Raw genomic sequence first — 26952 nt, 5'->3', positions numbered from 1 at the left:
CGTCCCGAACCCCTCCCCGCGCGGGGGAGGGGAGGCTTCGGCTTACGCCGCCTTGAGCTTCTTGGCCTTCTCCTGGGCCTGCTCGATGGTGCCCACCATGTAGAAGGCGGCCTCAGGCAGGTCGTCGTAGTCGCCGTTCACGAGCCCCTTGAAGCCCTTGATCGTGTCTTCGAGGGCGACCTGGACGCCCGGCGAGCCGGTGAACACCTCGGCCACGGTGAAGGGCTGCGAGAAGAAGCGCTCGATCTTGCGGGCGCGGGCCACGGTGAGCTTATCGTCTTCCGAAAGCTCGTCCATGCCCAGGATCGCGATGATGTCCTGCAGGGCCTTGTAGCGCTGCAGGGTCTGCTGGACGCGGCGGGCCACGTCGTAATGCTCCTCGCCGAGGATGGTCGGCGACAGCATGCGCGAGGTGGAGTCCAGCGGGTCCACCGCCGGGTAGATGCCCTTCTCGGCGATCGAGCGGGACAGCACGGTCGTGGCATCCAAGTGGGCGAAGGAGGCGGCGGGCGCCGGATCGGTCAGATCGTCGGCCGGCACGTAGATCGCCTGCACCGAGGTGATCGAGCCCTTGTTCGTGGTGGTGATGCGCTCCTGCAGGGCGCCCATGTCGGTGGCGAGCGTCGGCTGGTAGCCCACCGCCGAGGGGATGCGGCCGAGCAGCGCCGACACCTCGGAGCCCGCCTGCGTGAAGCGGAAGATGTTGTCCACGAAGAACAGCACGTCCTGGCCCTCATCGCGGAACTGCTCCGCGATGGTCAGGCCGGTCAGCGCCACGCGGGAGCGGGCGCCGGGGGACTCGTTCATCTGGCCGTAGACCAGGGCGCACTTCGAGCCCTCGGCCGACCCGCCATGCTCCTTCGGGTCCACGTTCACCTTGGACTCGATCATCTCGTGGTAGAGGTCGTTGCCCTCGCGGGTCCGCTCACCGACGCCGGCGAACACGGAATAGCCCGAGTGCACCTTGGCGATGTTGTTGATCAGCTCCATGATCAGCACGGTCTTGCCGACGCCGGCGCCGCCGAACAGGCCGACCTTGCCGCCCTTGGAGTAGGGGGCCAGCAGGTCCACCACCTTGATGCCGGTGACGAGGATCTGCGCCTCGGTCGACTGGTCGGCGTAGGAGGGGGCCGGCTGGTGGATGGCGCGGTAGGTGTCGCACACCACCGGGCCGAGCTCGTCGATCGGCTCGCCGATGACGTTCATGATCCGGCCCAGGGTGTTCATGCCCACCGGCACCTTGATCGGCTCGCCGGTATCCGTGCACTCCTGGCCGCGGGTCAGGCCCTCGGACGTGTCCATGGCGATGCAGCGGACGGTGCTCTCACCGAGCTGCTGCGCGACCTCGAGGACGAGGCGGGCGCCGTTGTTCTTGGTCTCCAGGGCGTTCAGGATCTCGGGCAGGTGGCCCTCGAACTGCACGTCGACCACGGGGCCGATGACCTGGGTGATCTTGCCGACCTTGTTGGAGCCGGCGCCGGGGAGTGCGGTGTTCGCCATTGTCTGCCTACCCTTCAATTCGTGCGGACGGTGCGGATGACCTCAGAGGGCCTCAGCGCCGGAGATGATTTCGATGAGCTCCTTGGTGATCATCGCCTGACGGGTCCGGTTGTAGACCAGCGTCTGCTTCTTGATCATCTCGCCCGCGTTGCGGGTGGCGGAATCCATCGCGCTCATGCGCGCGCCCTGTTCGGAGGCGGCGTTCTCGAGGAGCGCCCGGTACACCTGCACCGCGAGATTCTGCGGGAGAAGCGTCTCCAGGATCGCCTCCTCGGAGGGCTCGAACTCCAGCGCCGCCCTGCCGCCGGCCGGAGCGGCGCTCTCGGTGGTCGCCGGCAGCTCCGCCGGGATCAGGCGCTGCGCCGTCGGGATCTGCGAGATCACGGAGCGGAATTCGGCGAAGAACAGCGTCGCCACGTCGAACTCGCCCGCCTCGAACCGGCGGACGATCTTGTCGGCGATCTCCGCGGCGAACGCGTAATCGACCGGCCTGTTGCCGCGGATGTCCATGCTCTCCACGATCTGGTCGCGGTAGACGCGGCGGAGCTGGTCATGCCCCTTCTTGCCGACGGTCATGAACTTGACCGTCTTGCCCGCCGCCTGGAGCTTCGTGGCGTGCTCGCGCAGGGCGAGGCGGACGATCGAGGAGTTGAACGCGCCGCACAGGCCACGGTCGCCGGTGCAGACCACCAGGAGATGGACCTGGTCGGCGCCGGTGCCCGAGAGCAGCTTCGGGGCGCCGACGCCGCCGATGAGGTTGCCCGCGAGGTTGCCGAGCACGCCCGCCATCTTCTCGGCATAGGGACGGCCCGCCTCGGCGGCCATCTGGGCCCGGCGCAGCTTGGCCGCGGCGACCATCTGCATGGCCTTGGTGATCTTCTGCGTCGCCTTCACCGAGGTGATGCGGTTCCGCAGGTCCTTCAAACTCGCCATCTGCTGCCTTTCCAGGCCGTTCGATTTCGGGCGCGGACCGCTCCTCCCCCTCGTGGGGAAGAACGGGGAGGCGGGGGCGGCACGGGAGGCGCCTCAGCGCCTCGACCGGGACCACCCCCACCTCCGGTCCCCTCCCCGCGGAGGGGAGGGGCGTGTGCTCAGACCAGCGGTCAGGCGATCGACTTGGCGACGCCCTCGACGATGCCCTTCAGCTTGCCGGCGTTCTCGTCCGACAGGTCCTTCGAGGCGGCGATCGAGTCCAGCAGGTCCTTGTGCTTGGTGCGCAGGGTGCTCAGGAGCTGGTCCTCGAACGGGCGCACCTTCGCGAGCGGCAGCTTGTCGAGGTAGCCGTTCACGCCGGCATAGATCACCGCGACCTGCTCTTCCATCTTCAGCGGTGAGAACTGCGGCTGCTTCAGAAGCTCGGTCAGGCGCGAGCCGCGGTTCAGCAGCTGCTGGGTCGAGGCGTCGAGATCCGAGCCGAACTGGGCGAAGGCCGCCATCTCGCGGTACTGCGCCAGCTCGCCCTTGATCTTGCCGGCGACCTTTTTCATCGCCTTGGTCTGGGCCGAGGAGCCCACCCGCGACACCGAGAGGCCGACGTTCACCGCCGGGCGGATGCCCTGGTAGAACAGGTCGGTCTCGAGGAAGATCTGGCCGTCGGTGATCGAGATCACGTTGGTCGGGATGTAGGCCGACACGTCGTTGGCCTGGGTCTCGATGACCGGCAGGGCGGTCAGCGAGCCGTTGCCGGCCGCATCGCCCATCTTGGCGGCGCGCTCGAGCAGGCGGCTGTGGAGGTAGAACACGTCGCCCGGATAGGCCTCGCGGCCAGGCGGGCGGCGCAGCAGCAGGGACATCTGGCGGTAGGCGACGGCCTGCTTCGACAGATCGTCATACACGATCACGGCGTGCATGCCGTTGTCGCGGAAATACTCGCCCATGGCGCAGCCGGCGAAGGGCGCGATGAACTGCATCGGCGCCGCGTCCGAGGCGGTGGCGGCGATGACGATCGAGTATTCCAGGGCGCCCTGGTCCTCGAGGACCTTCACGAACTGGGCCACCGTCGAGCGCTTCTGGCCGATGGCGACGTAGATGCAGAACAGCTTGGACTTCTCGTCGCCGCCCGCGGCGTGGCCCGGCTTCTGGTTCAGGATCGTGTCGAGGGCGATGGCGGTCTTGCCGGTCTGCCGGTCGCCGATGATCAGCTCGCGCTGGCCGCGGCCGACCGGGATCAGCGCGTCGATGGCCTTCAGGCCCGTGGCCATCGGCTCGTGCACCGACTTGCGCGGGATGATGCCCGGCGCCTTCACGTCGACGCGGCGGCGCTCGGTCGAGACGATCGGGCCCTTGCCGTCGATCGGGTTGCCGAGCGCGTCCACGACGCGGCCGAGCAGGCCCTTGCCGACCGGCACGTCCACGATGGCGCCGGTGCGCTTGACGGTCTGGCCTTCCTTGATCTCACGGTCGGAGCCGAAGATCACGATGCCGACGTTGTCCTGCTCGAGGTTCAGGGCCATGCCCCGCACGCCCGACTCGAACTCGACCATCTCACCGGCCTGGACGTTGTCGAGGCCGTAGGCGCGGGCGATGCCGTCGCCGACGGAGAGAACCTGACCGACTTCGGAGACTTCGGCTTCCTCGCCGAAGTTCTTGATCTGGTCCTTGAGGATCGCGGAGATCTCGGCGGCGCGGATGTCCATGCTCGTGCCCCTGTGGCTTTGCGTCTGGTCGAATTACGGGTCGCGGGGTGGTGGCGCGCTTAGCGCGCAGCCCTCATCGCGAGGCGGATACCGTTCAGCTTGGTCTTCAGCGAGGCATCGACCATGCGGGAGCCCATCTTCACGATGAGGCCGCCGATCAGGCTCGGGTCGATGACGAGATCGAGGTCGATCTCGGCCTTGGCGATGTCCTTCAGGGACGCCTTGATCTCCTCGACCAGGGCATCGGACGGGCGCTCGGCCACCCGCACCTCGGCGCGGACGATCCCCCGCGATTCCTGGACCAGGGCGCGGAAGGCGCTGATCATGCCCGGCAGGGCGAAGAGGCGGCGGTTCGCGGCGGAGAGGCGGATGAACTTGTCGGCGAGACCGGTGATGCCGGCCTTCTCGAGGATGGCGCCGATGGCGGCTTCCTGTTCCTCGGCGCTGAAGACCGGGCTGCGCACGAGGCGGCGAAGGTCCGCGCTCTCCTTGAGGAGGGCGTCGAACCGCTCGAGGCCCTCGGCGACCTCATCGACCTGCCGCTCGTCCCGCGCGAGCTCGAAAAGGGCGGAAGCGTACCGGCCCGACACGCCTGAGATCAGGGGACCAGCCTCGGAACCGTTCTGCGCCACCCGTCGCTCTCTTCTCTCGTTGCCCGCCCGTCCGAAGCCCCGAAGGAGCCGTCCGGGCGCTGCGCAAGACCTCGCGGCCCTGGGCAATGGTTTTTGGATCGCGCCGGGAACGGACAGGGCGGCTCTCGCCCCCGTCCGGCGCGGCGACCGCCTAGCATGGCTGAGCGGATGCACGCAAGGCGAGCCCGCGGCCAGCGCGACAGGGCGGCAGAAGTGTGACGGGCGTTTTCCCGGCGAAAACGACGGGTCCGCCAGGGCCGAAGCGGCGCTCAGCAGGCCAGCCGGTCGCAACGGCGCATGCTGGAGATCATCTTGGCCATCGCGTTCGCGCCGGGATGGCCGAGGATCCCCGCATTGCCGAGGACGTAGGACGGCGTCGCGTAGAGGCCGAGGTCGGCGGCCATCCGCATGTGGCTCTTGAGGGCGAGGCGGACCTCGTCGCTGTCGGCGATCTCCTCGACCTCCGCCTGCGGCACGCCCAGGGTGGCCGCCGCGGCGAGGGCGCCGGGGCCGTCGATGCGGCCGGGCCGCGACAGGAGCGTGCGGTAGAACCCGAAGGCGGCCGCCGACCCGAGCTTGCGCTGGACCGCGAGCATCACCTTGGCCGCCTGCGCGGATTCCGGCGACAGGATCGGGTTTTCCACGAGGCCGATCCGGAGGGACGGGTCCGATTCGTGGAGGGCCACGACATCCGCCGCCGCCTTCCGGCACCAGGGACAATTGAAGTCGAAGAACTCGTAGAGCACCGTCTCCGCGTCCTTCGGGCCGGCATAGGTCACGCCGCGGAGGGCGGGGATCTGGCCGGTGATCTCGCCGGGGAGAACGGAATTGGCCACCGCCTTGCCGTCGTCGCCCGTCACGGCGACGCGTTGGCCGTAGGACTGGGCGGCGGCGGGCCCGGCGAGGGCGAGGCCGGCGGAGGCCGCAAGGAGGCGGCGGCGGGTGAGGATCATGGGGCGGAACCGTCCAGGGCAGGAAGGGCGCCTTTCGCCCCGCCCCCCGGCGCATTTATGGCCGCGGCGCGGCTCGCGTCACCTCAAGCCCGGCGGCCGGTCGCCGCTCGCCCAGGCGATCGCCTGTTCGAGCCGGTCGTTGCCCCAGAACAGCTCGCCGTCGTCGGTGAGGAAGGTCGGCGCGCCGAAGATGCCCCGGGACCGGGCCTCCTCCACGCTCACCCGCAGCTTCGTTTTGTTGGCGTCGGCGGCGGCCGCACGCAGCACCTGCGTGCCGTCGAGGCCAAGCGAATCGAGGATGGCCACCACGGCGGCGGGTTCGGCGATGGACTGGCCCTTCGCGTAGCTCGCCGAGAACACCGCCTTGGAGAACGGCACGAGCCAGTCCTGGTCCTGGCCGAACACGGCCACCCGCACGGCGTTCAGGCTGTTCTGTGGGAACGGGTCCGGCCGGGTGATCGGCGGCAGGCCGTAGGCGGCGGCCATCCGCTCCAAGTCGCGCCACATGGCCCGGCCCTTCGCCGGGAACAGGTTGAAGGGCGACGTCGTCCAGCCCTGCGAGGCGAAGAGCGGCCCCAGCAGGAACGGTCGCCAGCGCACGCTCACCCCCGCCTCCTCCGCCGCCGCCTCGATGCGCTGCGCCGCCAGGTGGGAATAGGTCGACGCAAATTCGTACCAGAACTCCAACGTGGGCTGGCGCGCCATCTGTTCGGCCTCTCGGTGCTTGTCTCACGGGAACGCTTTGTCGGAGTTGGGCCGGGTGCGCCAGGGCTCAAGGCGCTCCGGAGACCGATTCGATCCAAGGCTCCGCGGGGCATACGCTCAAGACGGCATGCCGGTTGCAGGACCGTGTTGCAGGTCGGGGTCGCCCGCGATAAGCCGCCGCGACCGAGGCCCTCCCGTTTCCGGACGTCGCATGACCGATCCCGCCAAGCCCGCCGTGAAGAAGGTCGTGCTCGCCTATTCCGGCGGCCTCGACACCTCCATCATCCTGAAGTGGCTGCAGACCACCTATGGCTGCGAGGTGGTGACCTTCACCGCCGATCTCGGCCAGGGCGAGGAATTGGAGCCGGCCCGCCGCAAGGCCGAACTGCTCGGCATCAAGCCGGAGAACATCTACATCGAGGACCTCCGCGAGGAGTTCGTCCGCGACTACGTGTTCCCGATGTTCCGGGCGAACGCCGTCTACGAAGGCATCTACCTCCTCGGCACATCCATCGCGCGCCCGCTCATCGCCAAGAAGCAGATCGAGATCGCCGAGGCGGTCGGGGCCGACGCCGTGTGCCATGGCGCCACCGGCAAGGGCAACGATCAGGTCCGGTTCGAACTCGGCTACTACGCCCTCAAGCCCGACGTGACGGTGATCGCCCCCTGGCGGGAGTGGGACCTGCGCTCGCGCGAGCAGCTCATCGCCTTCGCCGAGCAGCACCAGATCCCGATCGCCAAGGACAAGCGCGGCGAGAGCCCGTTCTCGGTGGATGCCAACCTCCTGCACGCCTCCTCCGAGGGCAAGGTGCTGGAGGATCCGGCCGTCGAGGTGCCGGACTACGTCTACTCGCGCACCCTCTCCCCCGAGGAGGCGCCCGACCAGCCCACCGTCGTGACCATCGGCTTCGAGCGGGGCGATGCGGTCTCCATCGACGGCGAGGCGATGTCGCCCGCGACGCTGCTCGCCAAGCTGAACGAGCTGGGCCGGGCCAACGGCATCGGCCGCCTGGACCTCGTCGAGAACCGCTTCGTCGGCATGAAGAGCCGCGGCATGTACGAGACGCCCGGCGGCACCATCCTCCTGCCGGCCCACCGGGCCATCGAATCGATCACGCTCGACCGAGGCGCCGCGCACCTCAAGGACCAGCTGATGCCGCAATATGCGGAGCTGATCTACAACGGCTTCTGGTTCTCGCCGGAGCGCGAGATGCTCCAGGCGCTGATCGACCGGAGCCAGGAGAAGGTCACCGGCACCGTGCGGCTGAAGCTCTACAAGGGCGGCGTGCACGTCATCGGCCGGGAGAGCCCGCACTCCCTCTACGATCAGGACCTCGTCACCTTCGAGGAGGGCGCGGTGGCCTACGACCACCGCGACGCGGCGGGCTTCATCAAGCTCAACGCCCTGCGCCTGCGGACGCTGGCCCAGCGCAAGAAGCGCGAGGGCTGATCACCGCCTGAGGCATCCGGCGAGCCCCTCCGTCCGCCCCATCATCCCCTGGATCTGCGCCGCCCGCCGGCGCACGCCGGGGGAGGGGCGGCCGGCGCTGCGCAGGATGGGGTTCGGCAGGACGGCGGCGAGGAGGGCGGCTTCGCCCCGGGTGAGGTCGGCGGCGTCCTTGCGGAACCAGTGCCGGCTGGCGGCCTGGGCGCCGTAGATGCCGTCGCCCCACTCGGCGACATTGAGGTAGATCTCCATCATCCGGCGCTTGCCCCACAGGGTGTCGAGGGCGAGCGCCAGGGGGATCTCGATGGCCTTGCGCAGGTAGGAGCGCCCCGGCCACAGGAACACGTTCTTCACCGTCTGCATCGCGATGGTCGAGGCGCCCCGCGAGGGGGAATCCTCGTCGTCCACCGCATCGCGCAGGGCGCCGAAATCGACGCCGTGGTCGAGGCAGAACCGTTGGTCCTCCGAGGTCAGGACCGCCAGCGGCAGGGATGGCGCCATCCGCGCCAGCGGCACGGCCTGCCGCTCCACCGGCTGCAGCGTCAACCACCTTCCGAGCATCAGGGTCGACGGCGGCGTCACCGCGCTATAGACGAGCGCCAGCGTGAGCATGAGGACGACGACGATGGCGGGGAGGAGCAGCACCAGCCCGACCGCCCGGCGGAACGGGGCCGGCCGCCGCGGCCGGGCGAGCGGACGCGGCCGCCCCGCCCCCTCGGAAGGGGTGTCGGCCGTGCCGGCTCTGATCTCATCCTCCCCCACGCCGATGCTCAACTCACCCCGCACGGCCTAATCCGGACGCAGCGCCCGATGAACTCGAAACCCTCAACGCAGTCGGAAGGCCGCCCGGTCAAGGTGGATCCGTCCGCCCCCGACTTTTCCCACAGGCTCGCGCAGGTTGCGCAGCAGGTCGAGACCTTCCTCGTCGGCCGCCTCGGCGCCGAGGTGGGTCCCGGCGAGATCGTCCGGCCGCCCCGGCTGATGGAGGCGATGCGGCACGCGGTGCTCGGCGGCGGCAAGCGGCTGCGCCCGTTCCTGGCCATCGAGACGGCGCGGATGCTGGGCGGCACCGAGGCGGCCGCCCTGGCGGCCGGGGCCGGCGTCGAGCTGGTGCATTGCTACTCCCTGGTCCACGACGACCTGCCGGCGATGGACGACGACGACATGCGCCGCGGGAAGCCGACGGTGCACAAGGCCTACGACGAGGCCACCGCGATCCTCGTGGGCGATGCCCTCCAGACCCTGGCCTTCGAGGTCGTCGCCGACCCCACATGGCAGCCCGACCCGGCGATCCGCGCCGACCTCGTGCTGGGCCTCGCCCGGGCCTCCGGCCTCGGCGGCATGGTCGGCGGGCAGCTGCTGGACCTCACCGCCGAGGGGCGGTTCGGCGCGGTGGACCTCGACGTGGACGACACCCTGCGGATGCAGGCGATGAAGACCGGCGCGATCCTGGCCTTCTCGGTGGAGGCGGGCGCCCTGGTCGGCGGCGCCGACGCGGGGGAGCGCGCGGCGCTGCTCCGCTACGGCCACGCCCTCGGCCAGGCCTTCCAGATCGCCGACGACATCCTCGACCGGGAGGCGTCACCGGAGGCGATGGGCAAGGCGACCGGCAAGGACAAGGACGCCGGCAAGGCGACCCTGGTCGACCGCCTCGGCCTCGACGGCGCCCGCGCCGAATGCGACCGCCTCGTCGCGGCCTGCGAGGATGCGGTGTCCCAGTGGGGCGAGAAGGCCCGCGTCCTGCGCGACGCCGCCCGCTTCACCGTCGCTCGCAAGACCTGAGGGGCGCGGGGCCGGTCCATCGACCGGCCCCGCCCGCCGACCCCGTCATCGCGAGCGGCGCGAAGCGAGCCGGGGACGCGCCCCATTCGGCGGCGGCCCACTGACCTGGGTCGCTCCGCTGCGCCCGCGATGACCGCGAGGGTGGCGGGACCGTCCGTTCATCCCCGGCCGACATACGGCATCTTGGTGGCCATCACGGTCATGAACTGGACGTTGGCCTCGATCGGCAGGTTGGCCATCATCAGGATCGCGTCGCCCACATGGGCCGGGTCCATCACCGCCTCGGCCCGGACGCTGCCATCGGCCTGGGGGACGCCCTCCTTCATCCGGCCGCCCATCGGCGTGTCGGCGTTGCCGATGTCGATCTGTCCGCAGGCGATGTCGTAGGCCCTGCCATCGAGGGAGGTCGATTTGGTGATGCCCGTCACCGCGTGCTTCGTGGCCGTGTAGGCGATGGAGTTCGGACGCGGGGCGTAGGCCGAGATCGAGCCGTTGTTGATGATGCGGCCCCCGCGCGGGGTCTGGTCGCGCATGATCCGGAAGGCGTGCTGGGTGCACAGGAAGATCGCGGTCAGGTTCGTGTCCACCACCTGCCGCCACGTCTCCAGCGGCAGGTCCTCCAGGGGGACGGCCGGCGCGCCGATCCCGGCATTGTTGAACAGCAGGTCGAGGCGGCCGAACCGGGCGAGGGTGGCCTCGAACAGGGCGCGAATGGAGTCCGGATCGGTCACGTCGGTGGGGACGACGAGGGCGTTGTCGGCCCCGAGTTGCGCGGCGACCTCCTCCAGGGGCTCCCGGCGGCGCCCGGAGAGGACGACCTTCCAGCCCGCCCCGGCGAGGGCGCCGGCGGCGGCCTTGCCGACGCCGGTGCCGGCCCCCGTCACGATCGCGATCCTGTCCGTTCCGCTCATCTCGTCCTCCCGGTTCTCGTTGCCGACAGCCTGTAGTGCGGGGGCCGAGCGGCTTGCAATCGCCCCCCGGCGATTCCCGGCCGGGATTGTCTCGCCCTGGCGCGGGGGAACGGTTTCCGGGCCGGGGCGTCGGAGCAGGTGATGAGCCCGCAGCCCTCCTTCGCCGACCTCGGCCCGCTCCCCGACGGCCTGACCTTCCGCCGCGTCGATCTCGGCGCAGTCAGCCTGCATGTGGCCGAGGCGGGGCCGGCGGACGGCCCCGTCGTGATGCTGCTGCACGGCTTCCCGGAAAGCTGGGCCGGCTGGCGGCGGCAGATCGGCCCCCTGGCGAAGGCCGGCTGGCGGGTGATCGTGCCCGATCAGCGCGGCTACGGGCGCAGCGACCGTCCGGAGGGGATCGCCGCCTACCACCTCGACCGGCTCGCGGGGGATGTCGTCGCCCTGGTGACCGCCTGCGGCGTCACGCGGTTCCACCTCGTGGGGCACGATTGGGGTGGGCTCGTCGCGTGGTGGACGGCGAGCCTCCATCCGGACCGGATCGCCCGGCTGGCGATCCTCAACGCCCCCCATCCCGGCATCGTGGGCGGTTACATGCGCCGCCACCCCGGCCAGTGGCTGCGCAGCTATTATGTGGCCGCCTTCCAGATCCCCGGCCTGCCGGAACGCCTGCTCGTCGCCGACGACGCCCGCGCCCTGCGCCGGGCGCTCGCCACCACCAGCCGGCCCGGGACGTTCTCCGGGGCGGAGCTCGCCGCCTATGCGGCGGACTGGACGGCGCCGGGGGCGATGATGGCGATGCTCGCATGGTACCGCGCCCTCGTGCGCCTGCCCCGGCGCGACCCGCCGCGGGTGCGGATGCCGACACTCGTCCTATGGGGCGCGAGGGACCATGCCCTCCAGCCCGGTCTCGCGGAGGCGAGCCTCCGCCTCTGCGACGACGGCCGGATCCACTGGTTCCCCGAGGCCACGCACTGGCTCCAGCACGAGGAGGCCGGCGCCGTGGGCGACGCCCTCAATGCCTTCTTCCGCGGGGAGCCGACGCCGACGGGCCGATGATCCCGTCCGCCCATCGTTCTCCGGGCGCACATAATCCTCCCGCACTGCCTCCGTTCGCAGGAATATTTTCGACCCGTCGGGTGGAACTTCACGCGTCCCCAAACCCTTACGCCGGCGCCTGACATCTTTCGTCTGGAGGAACCGCGTGATCACTTTCCGTACTTCCCTCGCCGCCGGCCTCGTGCTCGGCGCGCTGTTCGCCGGTTCGGCCCAGGCCGCCCCGGCCCCCGTCCAGCCGGGCCTCGGCCAGAACGGTCTCCTGGAGACCGTGGCCATGCGCCACCATCACCACCACCGGATGCACCGCCACCACTCGACCCGCCACGAGCGTCGGATGCGCCGGATGAACACCATGCGCCACGGCAACCCGAACGCGCGCAACCCGAGCCAGCCGGGCGCCGCGCAGCAGCTCGGCAACACCACCGGCGGCCCGCGCTACTGATCGGTTCCGTCCTTCGGCAGGCCCGGCGCGCGCCCGCGCCGGGCCACGACGTCCCCAGCCAAGCGTCGCGACGGGCCTGATTCGGCGGCGGGGCTCTGGTAAGACCGCGGCATGGGCCGCTCACCTCGTTCTCTCCCACCGCCGCAAGAAGCCGGCGGGCTCGACCCGGTCGGCGCCACGCCGATGATGGCGCAGTACATCGAGATCAAGGCGGCCAACCCCGATTGCCTCCTGTTCTACCGGATGGGAGACTTCTACGAGCTGTTCTTCGCGGACGCGGAAATCGCGTCGCGGGCGCTCGGCATCGTCCTCACCAAGCGCGGGAAGCATGGGGGGTCGGAGATCCCGATGTGCGGCGTGCCCGTGGAAAGGGCGGACGACTATCTCAGCCGCCTGATCGGCCTCGGGCACCGCGTCGCCGTCTGCGAGCAGACGGAGGACCCCGCGGAGGCCAAGCGCCGCGGGCCGAAATCCGTCGTCCGGCGGGAGGTTGTGCGCCTCGTCACGCCGGGCACGATCACCGAAGACCGGCTCCTCGACCCGGCCAGCGCGAACCTGCTGCTCGCCATCGGCCGGCAGAAGGCGTCGGAGAGCGGCTTCGTCTACGGGCTCGCGGCCATCGACATCTCAACCGGACGCTTCTCCCTCAGCGAGGTGCCGGCGGGTGAATTGTCCGGCGCCATCGCCCGGCACGACCCGCGGGAGATCGTCCTCTCCGAGGCGATCCACGCCGACCCGTCCCTGTCCCGCCTGTGGCAGGATTCGAAGGCCGCCATCGTGCCCCTGGCGCAGGCGGAGCTGGAGCCGTCCGCCGCCGAACGGCGAATCCGCGAGCAATACGGCGTCTCGACTCTCGACGGGTTCGGCCGGTTCAGCCGCGCCGAGATCGCGGCGGCCGGCACCGGCCTCCTCTACATCGCCCGGACGCAGCTCGCCGCCCGGGCTCCGCTCGCCGTGCCGAGCCGGGAGGAGACCGGCGCGACGCTCTCCATCGACGCGGCCACCCGCGCGAACCTCGAACTCACCCGCACCCTGTCGGGCGAGCGGACCGGGAGCCTGCTCGCCACCATCGACCGCACGGTGACTTCCAACGGGGCGCGGCTGCTGGCCGAGCACCTCGCGGGCCCCCTCTCCGACCTCGCCCGGATCACCCGGCGCCAGGAGGCCGTGGCCCGGCTGGCGGAGGATGCGGCCCTGCGCGAGGCCTGCCGGGGAACCCTGGCCGCCGCCCCCGACCTGCCCCGCGCCCTGTCGCGCATCGGCCTCGGCCGGGCAGGCCCACGCGACCTCGCCGCCATTCGCGACAGCCTCGCGGCGGCGGTGCGCCTCGCGCAGACCCTGGCCGCCGCGCCGAACCTTCCGGCGGCGCTGACCGAGATCGGCCGGGCGCTCGCGGGCGTCGATCCCGAGCTCGCGGCAGCCCTGAGCGCGGCGCTCGCCGACGAGCTGCCCCTCTCCCGCCGGGACGGGGGCTTCGTCCGGCCGGGCTTCCATCCGGAGATCGACGAGGCCCGCCTGCTGGGGCAGGATTCGCGCAAGGTCGTGGCCGCCCTTCAGGCCCGCTATGCCGAGGAGACGGGCTGTCGCACCCTGCGGATCAAGCACAACAACCTGCTCGGCTATTTCATCGAGGTGCCGCAATCGGTCGGCGAGGCCTGCCTGAAGGGGCTCCAGAAGGAGTTCGTCCACCGGCAGACGATGGTCGATGCCATGCGCTTCACCAGCGTGGAGCTGGGCGAGCTGGAACGGAAGATCTCCGGGGCGTCCGACCGGGCGCTCGTCCTCGAAGGTGAGGTGTTCGACGACCTCGCGGGGGGCGTGGTCTCCGCCGTGGCGGGCCTCGGCGCGGTGGCGGACGCGCTGGCCTCCCTCGACGTGGCGGCGAGCCACGCGGAGCTGGCGGTGGAGGGCGACTGGCGCCGTCCCGTCGTGGACGATTCCCTGGCCTTCGCCATCGTCGGCGGCCGCCACCCGGTGGTGGAGGCGGCCCTGCGCCGGACGGGCGAGCCGTTCATCGCCAACGATTGCGACCTGTCGGGGGAGGGGCGGGGCCGCATCCGCCTCATCACCGGGCCGAACATGGGCGGCAAGTCGACCTTCCTGCGCCAGAACGCGCTGATCGTCGTGCTGGCGCAGATGGGGGCCTTCGTGCCCGCGGCCTCGGCGCATATCGGGCGGGTCGACCGGCTGTTCTCCCGGGTTGGCGCCGCCGACGACCTCGCCCGGGGGCAATCGACCTTCATGGTCGAGATGGTGGAGACCGCAGCGATCCTCAATCAGGCGACCCGGCGCTCGCTGGTGATCCTCGATGAGATCGGCCGCGGCACCGCGACCTTCGACGGCCTGTCCATCGCCTGGGCATGCCTGGAGCACCTCCACGAATCGAACGCCTGCCGGGCGCTGTTCGCCACCCATTTCCACGAGCTGACGGCCCTGGGCGACCGGATGGCGCGGATCGACAACGCGACCCTGAAGGTCGCGGAGCACCGGGGCGGCGTCGTGTTCCTGCACGAGGTGGTGCCCGGCATCGCCGAGCGCAGCTACGGATTGCAGGTCGCGCGCTTGGCCGGCTTGCCGTCGGGCGTGGTGGCGCGGGCGGGGGCGATCCTCAAGAGCCTGGAGAAGTCGCAGGGCGGCCGCTCGGCCCGGGCGCGGATCGACGACCTTCCCCTGTTCGCCACCCTCTCGCCGCCGCCCCCACCGGAGCCGCCGGCCGAGTTGCTTGAAGAGGGGCTGGCGCTGCTGCTCGACACCATCGACCCCGACGCGCTGACGCCGCGCGAGGCGCTCGACGCCCTCTATCGCCTCAAGCGCGAGCGCGAGGAACGTCGCGTTCCGGGCTGAGGCGGGCTTAGTGAAGAGGAGATAGGCGCAGGCCCTCCGGCACCCGGGCGGTATCGTTGCGGCCGGAGCGCCTGTCCGCCACGAAGTCGAGGGCGTTGGCGACGATGCGCTGGGAGTAGGGCTTGGCGATCACCCCGAAGGCACCGGCGAAATCGTCCGGGATGCGCTTGGCGTTGGCGGTCATGAACACCACCGTGATGCGCGGATCGAGGGCGAGGGCGCGCGCTACCTCCACGCCGGTCGGCCCGTCCACGAGGTGGACATCGACCAGCGCCAGATCCGGCGTCATGGAGTGGCCGAGGGCGATCGCCTCCCGGGACGTGGCCGCGATCCCCACGGTGACATGGCCGAGGTCTTCCAGCAGGCACTCGAGCTCGAGGGCGATCAGCGCCTCGTCCTCCACCACGAGGATTCGCAGGGCAAGGAACCCCTCGGCAGCGTGTAACGTCATCCAGGGTTCCTCGGCCGGCCACGGAAGATGAAAGGGGCCGGAGGGACCACGCGTTCCATCGCTAAGGTTTACGAAGTCGAGCGCAGGGGGATCGCGATCTCCACCCGGGTGCCCGGAGCGGTGTCGGCCCAGCGGACGGAGCCGCGCAGCTGCCGCGTCACCATCTCCACGAGGCCGCGGCCGAAGCCCGCCTCGTTCGGAGGGCACTGCGCGATGCCGATACCGGTATCCCTGACCTCGACGCCCATGCCCGTCTCGGTCCGCCAAGCGGTCACCGACACGCGGCCCGCCCGGCCGCCGGGGAACGCGTGGCGCAGGGCGTTGGAGACCAGTTCGTGGATCATCAGCGCCAGCGGTGCCGCCATGGAGGCGGGGAGCTTGAGCGGATCGACGCGGGTCTCGATCCCGACCCGGTCGTCGGCCATGCCGGTGTCGATGTCCGAGAGCAGCTCGCCCACGAACTCGGTGAGCGCGAAATGCGTGCTGTCCTCTTCCGAGTACAGCAGCCGGTGGGCGATGGAGAGGGCGCCGATCCGCTCGGCCATGCCTTCCAGGGCATCGCGCGCCTCGCCCTCGGGGGTGCGCCGGGCCTTCAGCAGCATCAGCGACGAGATGACCTGCAGGTTGTTCTTCACCCGGTGGTCGATCTCGTGAAGCAACGCCGTCTTCTGTTCGAGGGCGTGGCTCAGGTCGCGCGTCCGTTCGGCCACCTGCCGCTCCAGCTCGTCCCGGCTGTTGCGCATTGCCAGCTGGACCTGGTGGACATGCGTCGTGTCCATCTGGGCGGCGAAGAAGAAGGCGAGCCCCCGCTCGTCGTGGACGGGGGTCACTGTCATGGCGTTCCAGAACGCCGTGCCGTCCTTGCGGTAATTCAGGAGTTCGCTGGTGACGGGCCGGCCGGTCGTGACGGCGTCCCGGAGGCGGGCCACCTCGGCGGCGTCGGTGCCGGGCCCCTGCAGCATCCGGCAGTTGCGCCCCTGGACTTCGTCGAGGCCGTAGCCGGTATGCGCCAGGAACGCCGCGTTGGCCCAGACGATGGGATGGTCGGGCGCGCGGGCATCCGTGACGAGCATCGGCGAGGGCGACGTCGCGAAGGCATTCGCCAGGGTAATGGCGGCAGGAGCACCCTCGGACCCGTTACTCAACGCCTCATCCATTCTGCCCCGTCGTCCGGTCATGGCGCCCCGGAGTAAAAGGCCCGTTAAGCGGACGTTGACCATAAAGGGGAGGTCGGCCCGCGCGGCAAGACATGCGCGGCGTGAGGTCGCCATGATTCTGCCTGATAAGACCGAGCTGGTCGAGGAGTTCCCACGAATGCCCGTCGCCGCTCAAAAGCATCCGCGTCGTTTTCGGCTGCGGGACATCGTGGAGGATAAGCGCATCGTGCTGATGCTGGCCCTCGGCTTCTCGTCGGGGCTGCCGCTTCTGCTGGTGCTCGGCACATTTACGCTGCGGCTCGCCTTCTCGGATATCGATGTCAGGACCATCGGGCTGTTCAGCTACGTCGCGCTGCCCTACTCGCTGAAGTTCCTGTGGGCGCCGATGATCGACCGGCTCGACGTGCCGCTGCTGTCGCGGGCGCTCGGTCGCCGCCGGTCCTGGATGGTGGCGGCGCAGGTCGCCACCGCCGCGAGCCTGTTCCTGATGGCCTTCGCCGACCCGAAGACCGACCTCGCCCTGTTGGGCCTCGGCGCCTTCCTGGTGGCCTTCTGCGCCGCCAGCCAGGACGTGGTGATCGACGGGTGGCGCATCGATGCGGCCGGCAGCGACATGCAGGGCATCCTCGCCGCCACCTCGAACCTCGGCTACCGCCTCGGCCTCATCACCGCCGGCGCCGGCGCCCTGTTCATCGCCGCCTCGGGCGGGTGGAAGGTGGCGTATCTCTGCATGAGCGCCTTCATGCTCGTCGGGCTCGTGGCGGCCCTCTTCGCCCCCGCCTACGACCGCAGGGTGGCCGCCGCCGCGGAGGCCGTGCCGCAATCGCGCCTCTGGTCGGCCCGCCGCGCCCTCGCCGAACCGCTGACCGAGCTGCATTCCCGCTTCGGCCCGGCCCTCTACGCCATCCTGCTCCTCGTGGCCCTCTACCGCCTGCCGGACTTCCTCTCCGGCGTGATGGCGAGCCCCCTCTACCGGACCCTGGGCTTCGACCTGAAGGAGATCGCCACCGTCACCAAGCTCTATGGCGTGTGGGTCGGCATCGCCGGGGGCTTCGTCGGCGGCTGGGCGCTGGCCCGGCTCGGCCTGTTCCCGACCCTGGTGCTCGGCGCCTTCCTGGCGGCGTCCTCGCACCTGGCCTTCGCGTGGCTCTCGGCGGGCGCGCCCGAGATCTGGCGGCTCACCGTCGCCATCTCCGTCGAGAACTTCTGCGGCTCCTTCGCCGGGATCGTGCTCATCGCCTACATGTCGAGCCTGACGAGCCCGGCCTTCGCGGCGACGCAGTACGCCCTGTTCTCCTCGCTCTATGCCCTGCCCGGCAAGCTCATCGCCGGCTCGGCGGGGTTCATCGTCGCCTCGGTGGGCTACCCCGCCTTCTTCGTCTTCACCTCGTTGATCGGATTGCCGGTCCTCGCGTTGTGCATTGCGGTCGGACGACGGACAGGCGCGGAGGCGGCCCCGAAAGAGGGGGGCGGGGACGGGAACTCCCCGAGCGTCTCCCCGCTTCCTTCCCCCGCAAGGGCGTCGGCGGGGGAACCCGAAACGGCGTAGGGTCCTGTACGAAGGGCGTGGGCTGGAGCGGTGGTGTGATGAGCAGCGGCGATGTGATCCTCTCCGGTGAGATCCTTCCGGCCGCCGATCCGGCGGCTCCCCCCTTCAGCGAGGCGGATGTCGCCGCCCTGCGCCGGGCGGTGCAGGCCCTCGAACGGCCCGGCCTGGCCGCCCGCCTCTCGGCGGCGGCCGGCACGCCCATCGAGATGCTCGGCCGTTCCCTCCCGACCCCGGTGATGGATGCGGTCGCCAAGGGGACGGAGGCGGCCCTGCGCACGGCGATCCGCGTCGCCCTCGCGACGCTGCCCAAGGGAGAGGCCGTCGCGACCGCCGCCGGCCTGCCCGCGCCGCCGGCCGCCGCCGCCGAGGGGCGGTTCTCGCGCCTCTTCGGATCGGGCGAGGGCAGGCACCGGGCGATGGCCGCGGTGTCCGGGGCGCTCGGGGGGGCATTCGGCCTCGCGACGATCGCCGTGGAGCTCCCCGTCTCCACGACCCTCATGCTTCGCTCCATCGCCGAGATCGCCCGAGAGGAGGGCGAGGATATCGCCACGCCGGAGGGCGCCCTGGCCTGCATCCAGGTCTTCGCCCTCGGCGGCGGCAAGCTCGCGGCCTCCGCGGAGACGGGCTCGACCCTGACCGAGAGCGGCTACTTCGCCGTCCGTGCGGCACTGGCCAAGACCATGGCCGAGGCGGCGAAATATGCCGGCACCATCGCCCTGGCGGACCAGTCCGGCCCGGCGCTGATGCGCTTCGCAGCCCAGGTCGCCGCGCGGTTCGGCATCGTCGTGTCGGAGAAGGTCGCCGCCCAGGCGGTGCCGATCCTCGGCGCGGTGGGCGGCGCGGCGGTGAACACCGTGTTCATGAGCCACTTCCAGGCGACGGCACGGGCGCATTTCACGATCCGCCGCCTGGAGCGGACCTATGGCGGCGCGGCGGTCCGGGCGGCCTACGAGGTCGAGAAGGCGGCCCTCGGCCCGGCCTGACCGGACGATGGCGCAGCGGCGAGAAGGAGGACGGTCCTGATCGGCAACGGGGAGATGATCGCACGGCTGGCGGTCGCCGCCCTGTGCGGCAGCATCGTTGGGCTGGAGCGCGAGCGCCTGCTCTGGGCGGCGGGCCTGCGCACGCACATGCTGGTCTGCACCGGCTCGTGCCTCATCATGCTCGTCTCGGCCTTCGGCTTCGCCGACGCGCTCGGGGCGCACAACGTGGTGCTCGACCCCTCGCGCATCGCGGCGCAGGTGGTCTCGGGCATCGGCTTCCTCGGGGCGGGCACGATCCTGCTGAAGGGTGAAGTGGTGAAGGGCCTCACCACCGCGGCGAGCCTCTGGGCCGTGGCGGCGGTCGGGCTCGCCGTGGGGGCGGGGCTCTACGTCCCGGCGGTGGCGGCCACGACCATCGTGGTCGCCATCCTGGCGGGGGTGAAGCCCTTCGAGGAACGCTGGCGCGACCGGATGCGCGGCCACGGCCTGCGGGTGACGGTGCGCCGGGGGGCGCTCTCCGTCGATACCCTCCACGGTCTGCTCGGCGGCTACGCCTCCCGGATCCGCCAGTTCGTCCTGGCGCCCGACGAGGATCCGGACCGCGAGGTGGCGACGGTCCTGTTCTCCCGCTTGCCCCCCGCCGCCCTCCAGACCATCGAGCGCACGCTGCGCGAGGCACCGGACGTGATCTCCGTCGAGCCCCTCGACGGGTGATCGAAACGCGCCGCCCACCCCTCCGCGGGGGGAGGGATCGGCGGGGCCCGGAGCGCCTTACGCCCCCCCGTCGAGGAACAGCCGATAGGCGGGATTGTCGGTCTCGTCCGTGGCCGGGTACCCCAGGGCTTCGATGGCGTCGTCGAAGCGCGCGCGCTCGCCCGGCGGCACGGCGATGCCGGCCAGCACCCGCCCGTAATCGGCACCGTGGTTGCGGTAGTGGAACAGGGTGATGTCGAAGCCCGGCCCGAGGGCATCGAGAAACTTCATCAGCGCCCCCGGCCGCTCGGGAAACTGGAAGCGGAACAGCCGCTCGTGCCCCGGGCCGCTGCTGCGGCCGCCGACCATGTAGCGCACATGGACCTTGGCCATCTCGTTGTCGCTGAGATCGGCCACGGCGTAGCCGGCCCCGCGCAGGGCACCGATCAGTTCGAGCTTCTCGCGCTTGCCGCCGCCGAGGTTGATGCCGACGAAGATCTGCGCGGCCGAGCCCGGCGCCTGCCGGTAGTTGAACTCGGTGATGGCCCGAGGGCCCAGGGCGTTGATGAAGTCCCGGTAGGCGCCGGGCCTCTCGGGGATCGTCACCCCGAACAGGACCTCCCGCTGCTCGCCGATCTCGGCCCGCTCGGCGATGTGCCGGAGCCGGTCGAAGTTGAGGTTCGCGCCGGAGGAGACGGCGATGAGGGTTCCCGTCCCCCCCTCCCGCTCGGCGTAGAGCTTGGCCCCGGCGAGGCTCAGCGCTCCCGAGGGCTCCGACACCGCGCGGGTGTCATCGAAGATGTCCTTCACCGCGGCGCACATCGCATCGGTGTCGACGGTGATGACCCCGTCGAGGTATTCCCGGCACAGGCGGAACGTCTCCTCGCCCGCCCGCTTCACGGCGACGCCGTCGGCGAACAGGCCGACCGAGGGCAGATCGACCAGGGCGCCGGCCTCCAGCGCCGCCTTCATGCAGGCCGCGTCCTCGGGCTCCACGCCGATGACCTTCGTCTCCGGGCGCAGGTACTTCACGAAGGTGGCGATTCCCGCGGCCAGTCCACCGCCGCCCACGGGCACGAAGATCGCCTCGATGGGACCGGTATGCTGCTGCAGGATCTCCTTGCCGATCGTCCCCTGGCCGGCGATCACGTCCGGGTCGTCGAAGGGGTGGAGGAAGGTCAGGCCGTCCGCGTGCTCCCGGCGGCGGGCCTCGGCCAGGGCCTCATCGAAGGCGTCTCCGTGCAGGATCACCTCGGCGCCCCTTGCCCGGCAGGCATCGACCTTGATCGAAGGGGTGGTGCGCGGCATCACGATCACCGCCCGGGCACCGAGCTTGGCCGCCGCCAGGGCGACGCCCTGGGCATGGTTGCCGGCCGACGCGCAGACGACGCCCCGGGCGACCTGTTCCGCATCCAGGCCGGACAGCTTGTTGTAGGCCCCGCGCAGCTTGAACGAGAAGACCGGCTGCAGGTCCTCGCGCTTCAGCAGGACCGGCCGTTCCAGCCGGCCCGACAGGCGCGGCATCGGATCGAGCGGGCTCTCGATCGCCACGTCGTAGACGCGGGCGGTGAGGATCTTCTTGATGTAATCGGTCATGGGGGCGGGTTCGGGCATGGGCCCCGCGCCATAGACCCTTCCGCCCCCCGATGCGAGGGCGAAGGGCGCAACCCCGGATCGCGTCGCTCCGTGCGAAGACGGCGGGTGGATCTAGGACGCCGCCCCGCCGGGCACCGACCGGCTGATCCACTTCGCCAGCAGCGGCCCGGTCAGGAGCACCACGAACAGCCGGAGGGTCTGCACCGCCAGGACGAAGGAGACGTCCGCCTGCGAGCCCACGGCGATGATCGCCACCGAATCCAGGCCGCCGGGGCTCGTCGCCAGGATGGCGGTGAGCAGGTCGATGGGCAGGAGCAGCGTCAGCAGGAACCCCCATCCCGCGCACAGGGCGATCACCGCGAAGGTCGCGGTCAGGATGCCGGGCAGGGCGGTGACCGTCAGGCGCAGGGTCTCGCGGGTGAAGCGCAGGCCGACGTACCAGCCGATGCACGCATAGGCGAGTTCGAGGATCGTCACCGGCAGCGCCATCCGCACCAGCCCGGTGGCGTGCAGCACGGAGCCCAGCACCATGGGCCCGATCTGCGCCCCGGCCGGCACCCGCAGCTTCAGGGCGACCACGGCGCCCACGACGGCCACCAGCAGGGTCGCGACCACGGAGCTCGCCGCCGAGGCATCGCCCGCGCCGGCTCCGGCGCCAGGGGGCGCCGCGCTCATCAGGAAGCGGGCCGCAAGCGAGGCGGAAAAGACGACCGCCGCCACCCGGACGTATTGCATGAAGGCCACGAGACGCGGGTCCGCCCCGAAATCCTCGGCCATGGCGACCATCGCCGACGCGCCGCCGGGGGAGGACCCCCAGGCGGCTGTCGTGCCCGGCAGGATCCGCAGGCGCGTCAGCATCCAGCCGACGAGCCCGGAGACCGCGACCGTCACCAGTACCACCGCGACGATCAACGGCCCGTCCTCGAACAGGGTCTGGGCGATCTGTCCCGTGACGGCATGGGCTACGAGGCAACCGATCATCGCCTGGGCGGCGAGGAAGGCGGGCCGGGGCACCGTGAGGTGCGAGCCGCCGACCCCGAAGGCGATGGCCGCGATCATCGGTCCGAGGAGCAGGGCCGCGGGGAACTGGGCCGCCGTCAGGCCGAAGGCGACGGCGGCCGAGGCCGCGACGAGCGCGAGCCAGAGGCCGATGGTGCGGAGCGGGGGCACGGCGATCGATCGGGAAGGACGGTCCCGCCGGGCGTGACGGGGCGCCCCGCCCGCTACACCCCTAAGGCCGCGCTGTCACCGCCCAATCGACGTCAAGGTGAAGCGGCCAGGGCGGCGAACGCCCGGTCAAGGCCGGCGCGGGCGGCGGCGATCCCCTCCCGCTTCGCCGCGTGCCACGCGCGGTCGTCCGCGAGCTTGTCCCGGGCCGCGCCCAGCATCCGCGTCACTTCCGCCTCCTGAGGCCCGCCGAGGCCCTTGGCCGCCGCGATCATGCCGGTGGCCGAGAGGGCTTCGCGGAAGCGCGCCTCGGTCAGGGGCAGCGCCTTCGGCATGTCCTGCGGCAGGCCCGGCGCGGCCGCAGCCTCCGCGTAGATCCGCTTCACCTCGTCGAAGGGCAGGTCGGCCGGGCGCAGGTCATGGCTCCGGCCGTAGGTGACGAGCTCGGAGGCGAAGTGGTGGCCGAGGCGGAACGGCACGTCGGCCTCGCGCTGGAGCGTGTCCGCCAGCTCCGTCGTGGTCGAGTAATCCGCCGCGACCTCGTCGGCGGCGCGGGCTCGGTCCACCACGAGCCCGTCGAGCACGGCCTTCCAGCGCTTGCACATCTCGGTGGCCGCCGCGAGGGTCTGCGCGGGCGGGATCATCTGGTTGCGCTTGTAGTCCGGCATCCCGGAATCGACGTTGTGCGCCATCACCGTGAAGGCCATCGCGCCGCCCACCACGTCGCTCGCCCTCATCCGCAGGCTGTAGAGCGCCACGGGGTTGCGCTTCTGGGGCATGATGCTGCTCGGGCCGGTCAGCGCCCCCTCCCGCAGCAGGATCCACGGGCGGGTCTGGTGGTACTGGGCGTAGAGATCCTGCGCGAAGCTGCCCGCCGTCGTCGCGAGGTTGGCGGCGGCCCCGGTCAGTTCGAGGCCGAGGTCCATCGGGGCGAGCTGGCCCGCATCGTAGCTGTTCTCCACGGGCGCATCGAAGCCGAGGAGGGCGGCGAGGCGCCTGCGGTCGACGGGGAAGCTCGACGTGCCGAGCGCGGCGGCGCCGAGCGGCGACAGGTTGGTCCGCGCCCAAACCTCGTGCAGGCGGTCGGAGGCGCGGGCCATCGCGGCGGCGTAGCCCAGGAGATAGTGGCCGAGCGTCGTCGGCTGCGCCTGGACACCGTTGGTGTAGGCCGGGATCACCGTCCGCGCCTCCCGCGCGGCGACGTCGAGCAGGCTCGCCCGGGCGGCATCGAGGGCGGCGGCCAGGGCGAGGAGGCGGTCCCGCTCCTCCAGCTTCAGGACGGTGGGGATGATGTCCTGTCGGCTGCGGCCGGCATGCATCCGGCTCGCATCGGGGCCGGCGATGGCCGTGATCAGCGGCTCGATCTTCAGGTAGTCGTCGGGCCGCGCCGCGCCGGGCTGGGCCGCATCGACGGCGACCTGATCGAGGGCCTTCGCGATGGCCCGGCCCAGGGCCGGCGGGACGATTCCCGTCTCCACCGTCATCACCAGGGAGGCGCGGTCGATCTCGTCGATCCGCGCGAACACGTCGCGGGGCCGCTCGTCCCCGGCCGCCAGGGCGGGCATCGCCGACACCAGCACCGCCAGAACGGCCTGCATCACCGGGCGCATCGACACCTCCATCCGCTCGTCGGGGCGATCGCCTGATAGAGCCTCGGAGCGCGGTTGCCCACCGGCAGAGCCTCACCCGGCGGTATCCCGGCAGGCGGCCGTGCCGGGCGGGGCATGCGCCCGGAAGAAGGCCGCGAGGTGCGCCAGCCCCGCCGCCCGTGGGTCGCTCGCCCGCCATGCCAGGGCGATCGTCCGGCCCGGCCCATCCACGTCGAAGTCGCGGATCACCGTCAGGCCGTTGGGGTCTGGCCCGGTCGGCACCGCCAGCGCGGGCAGCAACGTGTAGCCGGCGCCCGCGGCCACCATCGAGCGCAGGGTCTCCAGGCTCGTGGCGTGGCGCCCGACCGAGGATCCCGCGCCGCAGGCGGCGATCGCTTGGTCGCGCAGGCAGTTGCCCTCGTCGAGGAGGAGTAGATCCGGCCCCGCGATGGCGCCGGCCGAGAGCGCGCCGCCCTGCGCCAGGGCATGTTCCGCCGGGCAGACCAGCAGGAACGGCTCGATGAACAGGGGCGAGAGCGACAGGGTCCCCGGCCCCAGGGGCAGGGAGACCAGGGCGGCGTCGATCCGCCCCTCGCGCAAGCCCTCCACGATGTCGGCCGTGCGCGATTCGGACAGCGACAGGCTCAACAGCGGAAACGCCTCGCGCAGCGGGCGCAGGACCAGCGGGAAGAAGTACGGCCCCAGCGTCTGGATCGCCGCCAGGGAGAGCCGGCCGGTGAGGGGCGCCCCCCGGCCCTCGGTGGCCATGGCGAGGAGCCGCTGCGCCTCGGCCAGCACCGTCCGGGCCTGCCGCACGATGGCCTGCCCCGCCTCCGTCAGCAGCACGCGGCGGTTCGACCGTTCGAAGAGCGTGAGGCCCAGGGCCGCTTCGAGCTTGCGCACCTGCACGCTGAGCGTCGGCTGGCTGACGTTGCAGCGATCGGCCGCGCGCCCGAAGTGCCCCTCGTCGGCGACGGCGACCACATATTCCAGATCCCGCAGGGACAGTCCTGAAAGGTTCATAGACGCCGTCTATCACATCCTTTGTGACGATGCATTTGTCATGCATGCCCGGCGGGTCCATAAGGATGCCAGAACGGTTCCAGTCTGGACACGCCGTCCCTGCAACGGGCCGAAGGCCCGAGGAAAGACGAGACGCATGAGCGATCAACGCCCGATCCTGACCACCCGGCAGGGCCACCCGGTCCGCGACAACCAGAGCACCCGCACCGTGGGTGAGCGTGGCCCGGCGACCCTCGAGAACTACCAGTTCATCGAGAAGATCACCCATTTCGACCGGGAGCGGATTCCCGAGCGCGTCGTTCACGCCCGCGGCGCCGGCGCCCACGGCTACTTCGAGGCCTACGGCAAGATCGGCAACGAGCCGGCCGCCAAGTACACCCGCGCCCGGGTGCTGACCGAGACCGGCGTGAAGACCCCGATGTTCGTGCGCTTCTCCACCGTCGCCGGTGCGAAGGAGTCGCCGGAGACCGAGCGTGACCCGCGCGGCTTCGCGGTCAAGTTCAAGACCGTCGACGGCAACTGGGACCTCGTGGGTAACAACCTCAAGGTGTTCTTCATCCGCGACGCGATCAAGTTCCCGGACATGATCCACGCCTTCAAGCCCGATCCGGTGACCAACCGGCAGGAGGCTTGGCGCTTCTTCGACTTCGTGGCCCAGCACCCTGAGGCCATCCACATGGTGACGCACCTGAAGTCGCCGTGGGGCATCCCCGCGAACTACCGCGAGATGGAAGGCTCGGGCGTCAACACCTACAAGCTGGTCAACGACCAGGGCGAGGCCGTGCTCTGCAAGTTCCACTGGGAGCCGAAGCAGGGCATCCGTAACCTGACCTCGCAGCAGGCCTCCGAGATCCAGGCCAAGGACGTCGGCCACGCCACCCGCGACCTGTACGACAACATCAAGGCCGGCAACTTCCCCGAGTGGGAATTCTGCGTGCAGATCATGCCGGACGGCCCGAACGACCACCTGTCGTTCGATCCGCTGGACGACACGAAGCTGTGGCCGGTGGACCAGTTCCCGCTGCTCCCCTGCGGCCGGATGGTGCTCGACCGGGTGCCGGACAACTTCTTCGCGGAAGTCGAGCAGTCGGCCTTCGGCACGGGCGTGCTGGTGGACGGCATCGACTTCTCGGACGACAAGATGCTCCAGGGGCGGACGCTGTCCTACTCGGATACGCAGCGCTACCGCGTCGGCGCCAACTACCTCCAGCTGCCGATCAACGCGCCGCAGCCCGGCGTGAAGGTGTACTCGAACCAGCGCGATGGCCAGATGACCTACGCGGTCGATGGCACCGGCCCGAACCGGCACATCAACTACGAGCCCTCGACGCTGGCCGAGGGCCTCGCCGAGGCGCCGAAGCCGGCCAAGGACTACCACCAGCCGGTGGAGGGCCGCCTCGGCCGCTTCCAGACCTCGCGCACCGAGGACGACTACACCCAGGCCGGCGTCCGCTACCGCTCGTTCCAGGATTGGGAGCGTGACGACCTGATCGCCAACCTCGTCGGCGACATGAAGCAGTGCCCGGAGCCGATCCAGCTGCGGATGGTCTGGCACTTCTGGCATGCGGACGAGGATTACGGCCGCCGCGTCGCCGAAGGCGCCGGGATCGATCTGGAGAAGGCCAAGGCCCTGCCGCCGCTGCCGGGCCGTGCCGCCCCGGGCAAGCGCCTGCCGGCCGAGACCTACACCGAGTCGGCCCAGCGGGTCGCCGCGGAGTAAGAACGCGAAGGGGTCCGGTTCGCCGGGCCCCCATGGAAAAACCCCGCGCGGTGCGACCGCGCGGGGTTTTTATATTTTCGGACCAAGAGATCAGCACGCCGCCGTCTTCGTGGGGG

Annotated in this window: 23 protein-coding genes; 9 read left to right on the top strand and 14 right to left on the bottom strand. The window is 70.9% G+C overall.

Features of this window, described 5'->3' with window-relative positions:
• Window positions 1–42: 42 nt before the first annotated feature.
• From atpD to MKK53_RS15055, 6 genes are all read right to left on the bottom strand, one after another.
• Entirely contained in the window at window positions 43–1500 is a 1458-nt protein-coding gene (gene atpD / locus MKK53_RS15080) for a F0F1 ATP synthase subunit beta (RefSeq protein WP_243929504.1), read from the bottom strand.
• A 42-nt stretch (window positions 1501–1542) separates the two neighbouring features.
• Window positions 1543–2433, bottom strand: a complete 891-nt coding sequence (locus MKK53_RS15075) for a F0F1 ATP synthase subunit gamma (RefSeq protein WP_243929503.1) — start codon at window positions 2431–2433, stop codon at window positions 1543–1545.
• Between the two features lie 170 nt (window positions 2434–2603).
• A complete protein-coding gene (atpA, locus tag MKK53_RS15070) occupies window positions 2604–4136 on the bottom strand; it encodes a F0F1 ATP synthase subunit alpha (protein WP_243929502.1) in 1533 nt (510 codons plus the stop codon).
• A 59-nt stretch (window positions 4137–4195) separates the two neighbouring features.
• Window positions 4196–4768 carry a F0F1 ATP synthase subunit delta gene (locus MKK53_RS15065; protein ID WP_243929501.1) on the bottom strand — a complete coding sequence of 191 codons (573 nt, stop codon included), beginning with the start codon at window positions 4766–4768 and terminating at the stop codon, window positions 4196–4198.
• Between the two features lie 269 nt (window positions 4769–5037).
• Window positions 5038–5721, bottom strand: a complete 684-nt coding sequence (locus tag MKK53_RS15060; RefSeq protein WP_243929500.1) for a DsbA family protein — start codon at window positions 5719–5721, stop codon at window positions 5038–5040.
• 78 nt (window positions 5722–5799) lie between these two features.
• A complete protein-coding gene (locus MKK53_RS15055; RefSeq protein WP_243929499.1) occupies window positions 5800–6426 on the bottom strand; it encodes a 2-hydroxychromene-2-carboxylate isomerase in 627 nt (208 codons plus the stop codon).
• Between the two features lie 211 nt (window positions 6427–6637).
• Between MKK53_RS15055 and MKK53_RS15050 the strand changes: the two genes are divergently transcribed.
• Entirely contained in the window at window positions 6638–7876 is a 1239-nt protein-coding gene (locus MKK53_RS15050; protein ID WP_243929498.1) for an argininosuccinate synthase, read from the top strand.
• Here MKK53_RS15050 and mtgA read toward each other — a convergent pair whose 3' ends face one another.
• On the bottom strand, window positions 7877–8659 hold the full coding sequence (mtgA, locus tag MKK53_RS15045) for a monofunctional biosynthetic peptidoglycan transglycosylase (RefSeq protein ID WP_243929497.1): 783 nt from the start codon (window positions 8657–8659) through the stop codon (window positions 7877–7879). It abuts the gene before it with no gap.
• Between the two features lie 24 nt (window positions 8660–8683).
• Here mtgA and MKK53_RS15040 point away from each other — a divergent pair, with 24 nt between their 5' ends.
• Complete coding sequence (locus tag MKK53_RS15040; protein ID WP_243929496.1) at window positions 8684–9655, top strand: polyprenyl synthetase family protein; 972 nt, start codon at window positions 8684–8686, stop codon at window positions 9653–9655.
• A gap of 158 nt (window positions 9656–9813) precedes the next feature.
• Here the strand turns inward: MKK53_RS15040 and MKK53_RS15035 are convergent, their stop codons facing one another.
• Window positions 9814–10566, bottom strand: a complete 753-nt coding sequence (locus MKK53_RS15035) for an SDR family oxidoreductase (protein WP_243929495.1) — start codon at window positions 10564–10566, stop codon at window positions 9814–9816.
• 141 nt (window positions 10567–10707) lie between these two features.
• On the opposite strand from MKK53_RS15035, the gene MKK53_RS15030 reads away from it, so the two are divergent.
• The 3 genes from MKK53_RS15030 to mutS all read left to right on the top strand — a co-directional run bounded on the left by MKK53_RS15030 (window position 10708) and on the right by mutS (window position 14908).
• On the top strand, window positions 10708–11622 hold the full coding sequence (locus MKK53_RS15030; RefSeq protein WP_243929494.1) for an alpha/beta fold hydrolase: 915 nt from the start codon (window positions 10708–10710) through the stop codon (window positions 11620–11622).
• Window positions 11623–11770: 148 nt separating this feature from the next.
• A complete protein-coding gene (locus tag MKK53_RS15025) occupies window positions 11771–12064 on the top strand; it encodes a hypothetical protein (protein ID WP_243929538.1) in 294 nt (97 codons plus the stop codon).
• A 111-nt stretch (window positions 12065–12175) separates the two neighbouring features.
• A complete protein-coding gene (gene mutS, locus MKK53_RS15020) occupies window positions 12176–14908 on the top strand; it encodes a DNA mismatch repair protein MutS (protein ID WP_243929493.1) in 2733 nt (910 codons plus the stop codon).
• Between the two features lie 7 nt (window positions 14909–14915).
• Here the strand turns inward: mutS and MKK53_RS15015 are convergent, their stop codons facing one another.
• Both MKK53_RS15015 and MKK53_RS15010 read right to left on the bottom strand, forming a co-directional pair.
• Window positions 14916–15359 carry a response regulator gene (locus tag MKK53_RS15015; protein ID WP_243929492.1) on the bottom strand — a complete coding sequence of 148 codons (444 nt, stop codon included), beginning with the start codon at window positions 15357–15359 and terminating at the stop codon, window positions 14916–14918.
• A 68-nt stretch (window positions 15360–15427) separates the two neighbouring features.
• Complete coding sequence (locus tag MKK53_RS15010; protein WP_243929491.1) at window positions 15428–16504, bottom strand: histidine kinase dimerization/phosphoacceptor domain -containing protein; 1077 nt, start codon at window positions 16502–16504, stop codon at window positions 15428–15430.
• Window positions 16505–16673: 169 nt separating this feature from the next.
• Between MKK53_RS15010 and MKK53_RS15005 the strand changes: the two genes are divergently transcribed.
• From MKK53_RS15005 to MKK53_RS14995, 3 genes are read left to right on the top strand one after another with little or no spacing between them, the layout of a single operon-like run.
• Window positions 16674–18065, top strand: coding sequence for an AmpG family muropeptide MFS transporter (locus MKK53_RS15005; RefSeq protein WP_243929537.1), 1392 nt, complete (start codon window positions 16674–16676; stop codon window positions 18063–18065).
• Between the two features lie 38 nt (window positions 18066–18103).
• On the top strand, window positions 18104–19048 hold the full coding sequence (locus MKK53_RS15000; RefSeq protein ID WP_243929490.1) for an EcsC family protein: 945 nt from the start codon (window positions 18104–18106) through the stop codon (window positions 19046–19048).
• Window positions 19049–19102: 54 nt separating this feature from the next.
• The gene (locus MKK53_RS14995; RefSeq protein WP_243929489.1) at window positions 19103–19762 is read left to right on the top strand and encodes an MgtC/SapB family protein; all 660 of its coding nucleotides are present in this window, start codon (window positions 19103–19105) and stop codon (window positions 19760–19762) included.
• Between the two features lie 57 nt (window positions 19763–19819).
• Here MKK53_RS14995 and ilvA read toward each other — a convergent pair whose 3' ends face one another.
• The 4 genes from ilvA to MKK53_RS14975 form a co-directional block, all read right to left on the bottom strand.
• On the bottom strand, window positions 19820–21337 hold the full coding sequence (gene ilvA, locus MKK53_RS14990) for a threonine ammonia-lyase, biosynthetic (protein ID WP_243929488.1): 1518 nt from the start codon (window positions 21335–21337) through the stop codon (window positions 19820–19822).
• 111 nt (window positions 21338–21448) lie between these two features.
• Complete coding sequence (locus tag MKK53_RS14985) at window positions 21449–22507, bottom strand: AbrB family transcriptional regulator (protein WP_243929487.1); 1059 nt, start codon at window positions 22505–22507, stop codon at window positions 21449–21451.
• A 92-nt stretch (window positions 22508–22599) separates the two neighbouring features.
• On the bottom strand, window positions 22600–24114 hold the full coding sequence (locus MKK53_RS14980; RefSeq protein WP_243929536.1) for a lyase family protein: 1515 nt from the start codon (window positions 24112–24114) through the stop codon (window positions 22600–22602).
• 72 nt (window positions 24115–24186) lie between these two features.
• Window positions 24187–25116 (bottom strand): LysR substrate-binding domain-containing protein, encoded by a 930-nt coding sequence (locus MKK53_RS14975; RefSeq protein WP_243929486.1) that lies wholly within the window; start codon window positions 25114–25116, stop codon window positions 24187–24189.
• 136 nt (window positions 25117–25252) lie between these two features.
• Here MKK53_RS14975 and MKK53_RS14970 point away from each other — a divergent pair, with 136 nt between their 5' ends.
• On the top strand, window positions 25253–26836 hold the full coding sequence (locus tag MKK53_RS14970) for a catalase (RefSeq protein ID WP_243929485.1): 1584 nt from the start codon (window positions 25253–25255) through the stop codon (window positions 26834–26836).
• Window positions 26837–26952: the final 116 nt, after the last annotated feature.

The sequence above is a fragment of the Methylobacterium sp. J-076 genome, from assembly GCF_022829405.1.
Classification (GTDB): Bacteria; Pseudomonadota; Alphaproteobacteria; order Rhizobiales; family Beijerinckiaceae; genus Methylobacterium.
Note: the sequence above shows the minus strand (reverse complement) of the source record. Positions and strands in the feature narration are given on the sequence as shown.

What these genes read in the sequence shown, in the direction of transcription:
- atpD (WP_243929504.1), bottom strand. Translation starts at nt 1,500, where the DNA reads ATGGCGAACACCGCACTCCCCGGCGCCGGCTCCAACAAGGTCGGCAAG.
- MKK53_RS15075 (WP_243929503.1), bottom strand. Translation starts at nt 2,433, where the DNA reads ATGGCGAGTTTGAAGGACCTGCGGAACCGCATCACCTCGGTGAAGGCG.
- atpA (WP_243929502.1), bottom strand. Translation starts at nt 4,136, where the DNA reads ATGGACATCCGCGCCGCCGAGATCTCCGCGATCCTCAAGGACCAGATC.
- MKK53_RS15060 (WP_243929500.1), bottom strand. Translation starts at nt 5,721, where the DNA reads ATGATCCTCACCCGCCGCCGCCTCCTTGCGGCCTCCGCCGGCCTCGCC.
- MKK53_RS15055 (WP_243929499.1), bottom strand. Translation starts at nt 6,426, where the DNA reads ATGGCGCGCCAGCCCACGTTGGAGTTCTGGTACGAATTTGCGTCGACC.
- MKK53_RS15050 (WP_243929498.1), top strand. Translation starts at nt 6,638, where the DNA reads ATGACCGATCCCGCCAAGCCCGCCGTGAAGAAGGTCGTGCTCGCCTAT.
- MKK53_RS15040 (WP_243929496.1), top strand. Translation starts at nt 8,684, where the DNA reads ATGAACTCGAAACCCTCAACGCAGTCGGAAGGCCGCCCGGTCAAGGTG.
- MKK53_RS15035 (WP_243929495.1), bottom strand. Translation starts at nt 10,566, where the DNA reads ATGAGCGGAACGGACAGGATCGCGATCGTGACGGGGGCCGGCACCGGC.
- MKK53_RS15030 (WP_243929494.1), top strand. Translation starts at nt 10,708, where the DNA reads ATGAGCCCGCAGCCCTCCTTCGCCGACCTCGGCCCGCTCCCCGACGGC.
- mutS (WP_243929493.1), top strand. Translation starts at nt 12,176, where the DNA reads ATGGGCCGCTCACCTCGTTCTCTCCCACCGCCGCAAGAAGCCGGCGGG.
- MKK53_RS15015 (WP_243929492.1), bottom strand. Translation starts at nt 15,359, where the DNA reads ATGACGTTACACGCTGCCGAGGGGTTCCTTGCCCTGCGAATCCTCGTG.
- MKK53_RS15005 (WP_243929537.1), top strand. Translation starts at nt 16,674, where the DNA reads ATGCCCGTCGCCGCTCAAAAGCATCCGCGTCGTTTTCGGCTGCGGGAC.
- MKK53_RS15000 (WP_243929490.1), top strand. Translation starts at nt 18,104, where the DNA reads ATGAGCAGCGGCGATGTGATCCTCTCCGGTGAGATCCTTCCGGCCGCC.
- MKK53_RS14995 (WP_243929489.1), top strand. Translation starts at nt 19,103, where the DNA reads ATGATCGCACGGCTGGCGGTCGCCGCCCTGTGCGGCAGCATCGTTGGG.
- ilvA (WP_243929488.1), bottom strand. Translation starts at nt 21,337, where the DNA reads ATGACCGATTACATCAAGAAGATCCTCACCGCCCGCGTCTACGACGTG.
- MKK53_RS14980 (WP_243929536.1), bottom strand. Translation starts at nt 24,114, where the DNA reads ATGCGCCCGGTGATGCAGGCCGTTCTGGCGGTGCTGGTGTCGGCGATG.
- MKK53_RS14975 (WP_243929486.1), bottom strand. Translation starts at nt 25,116, where the DNA reads ATGAACCTTTCAGGACTGTCCCTGCGGGATCTGGAATATGTGGTCGCC.
- MKK53_RS14970 (WP_243929485.1), top strand. Translation starts at nt 25,253, where the DNA reads ATGAGCGATCAACGCCCGATCCTGACCACCCGGCAGGGCCACCCGGTC.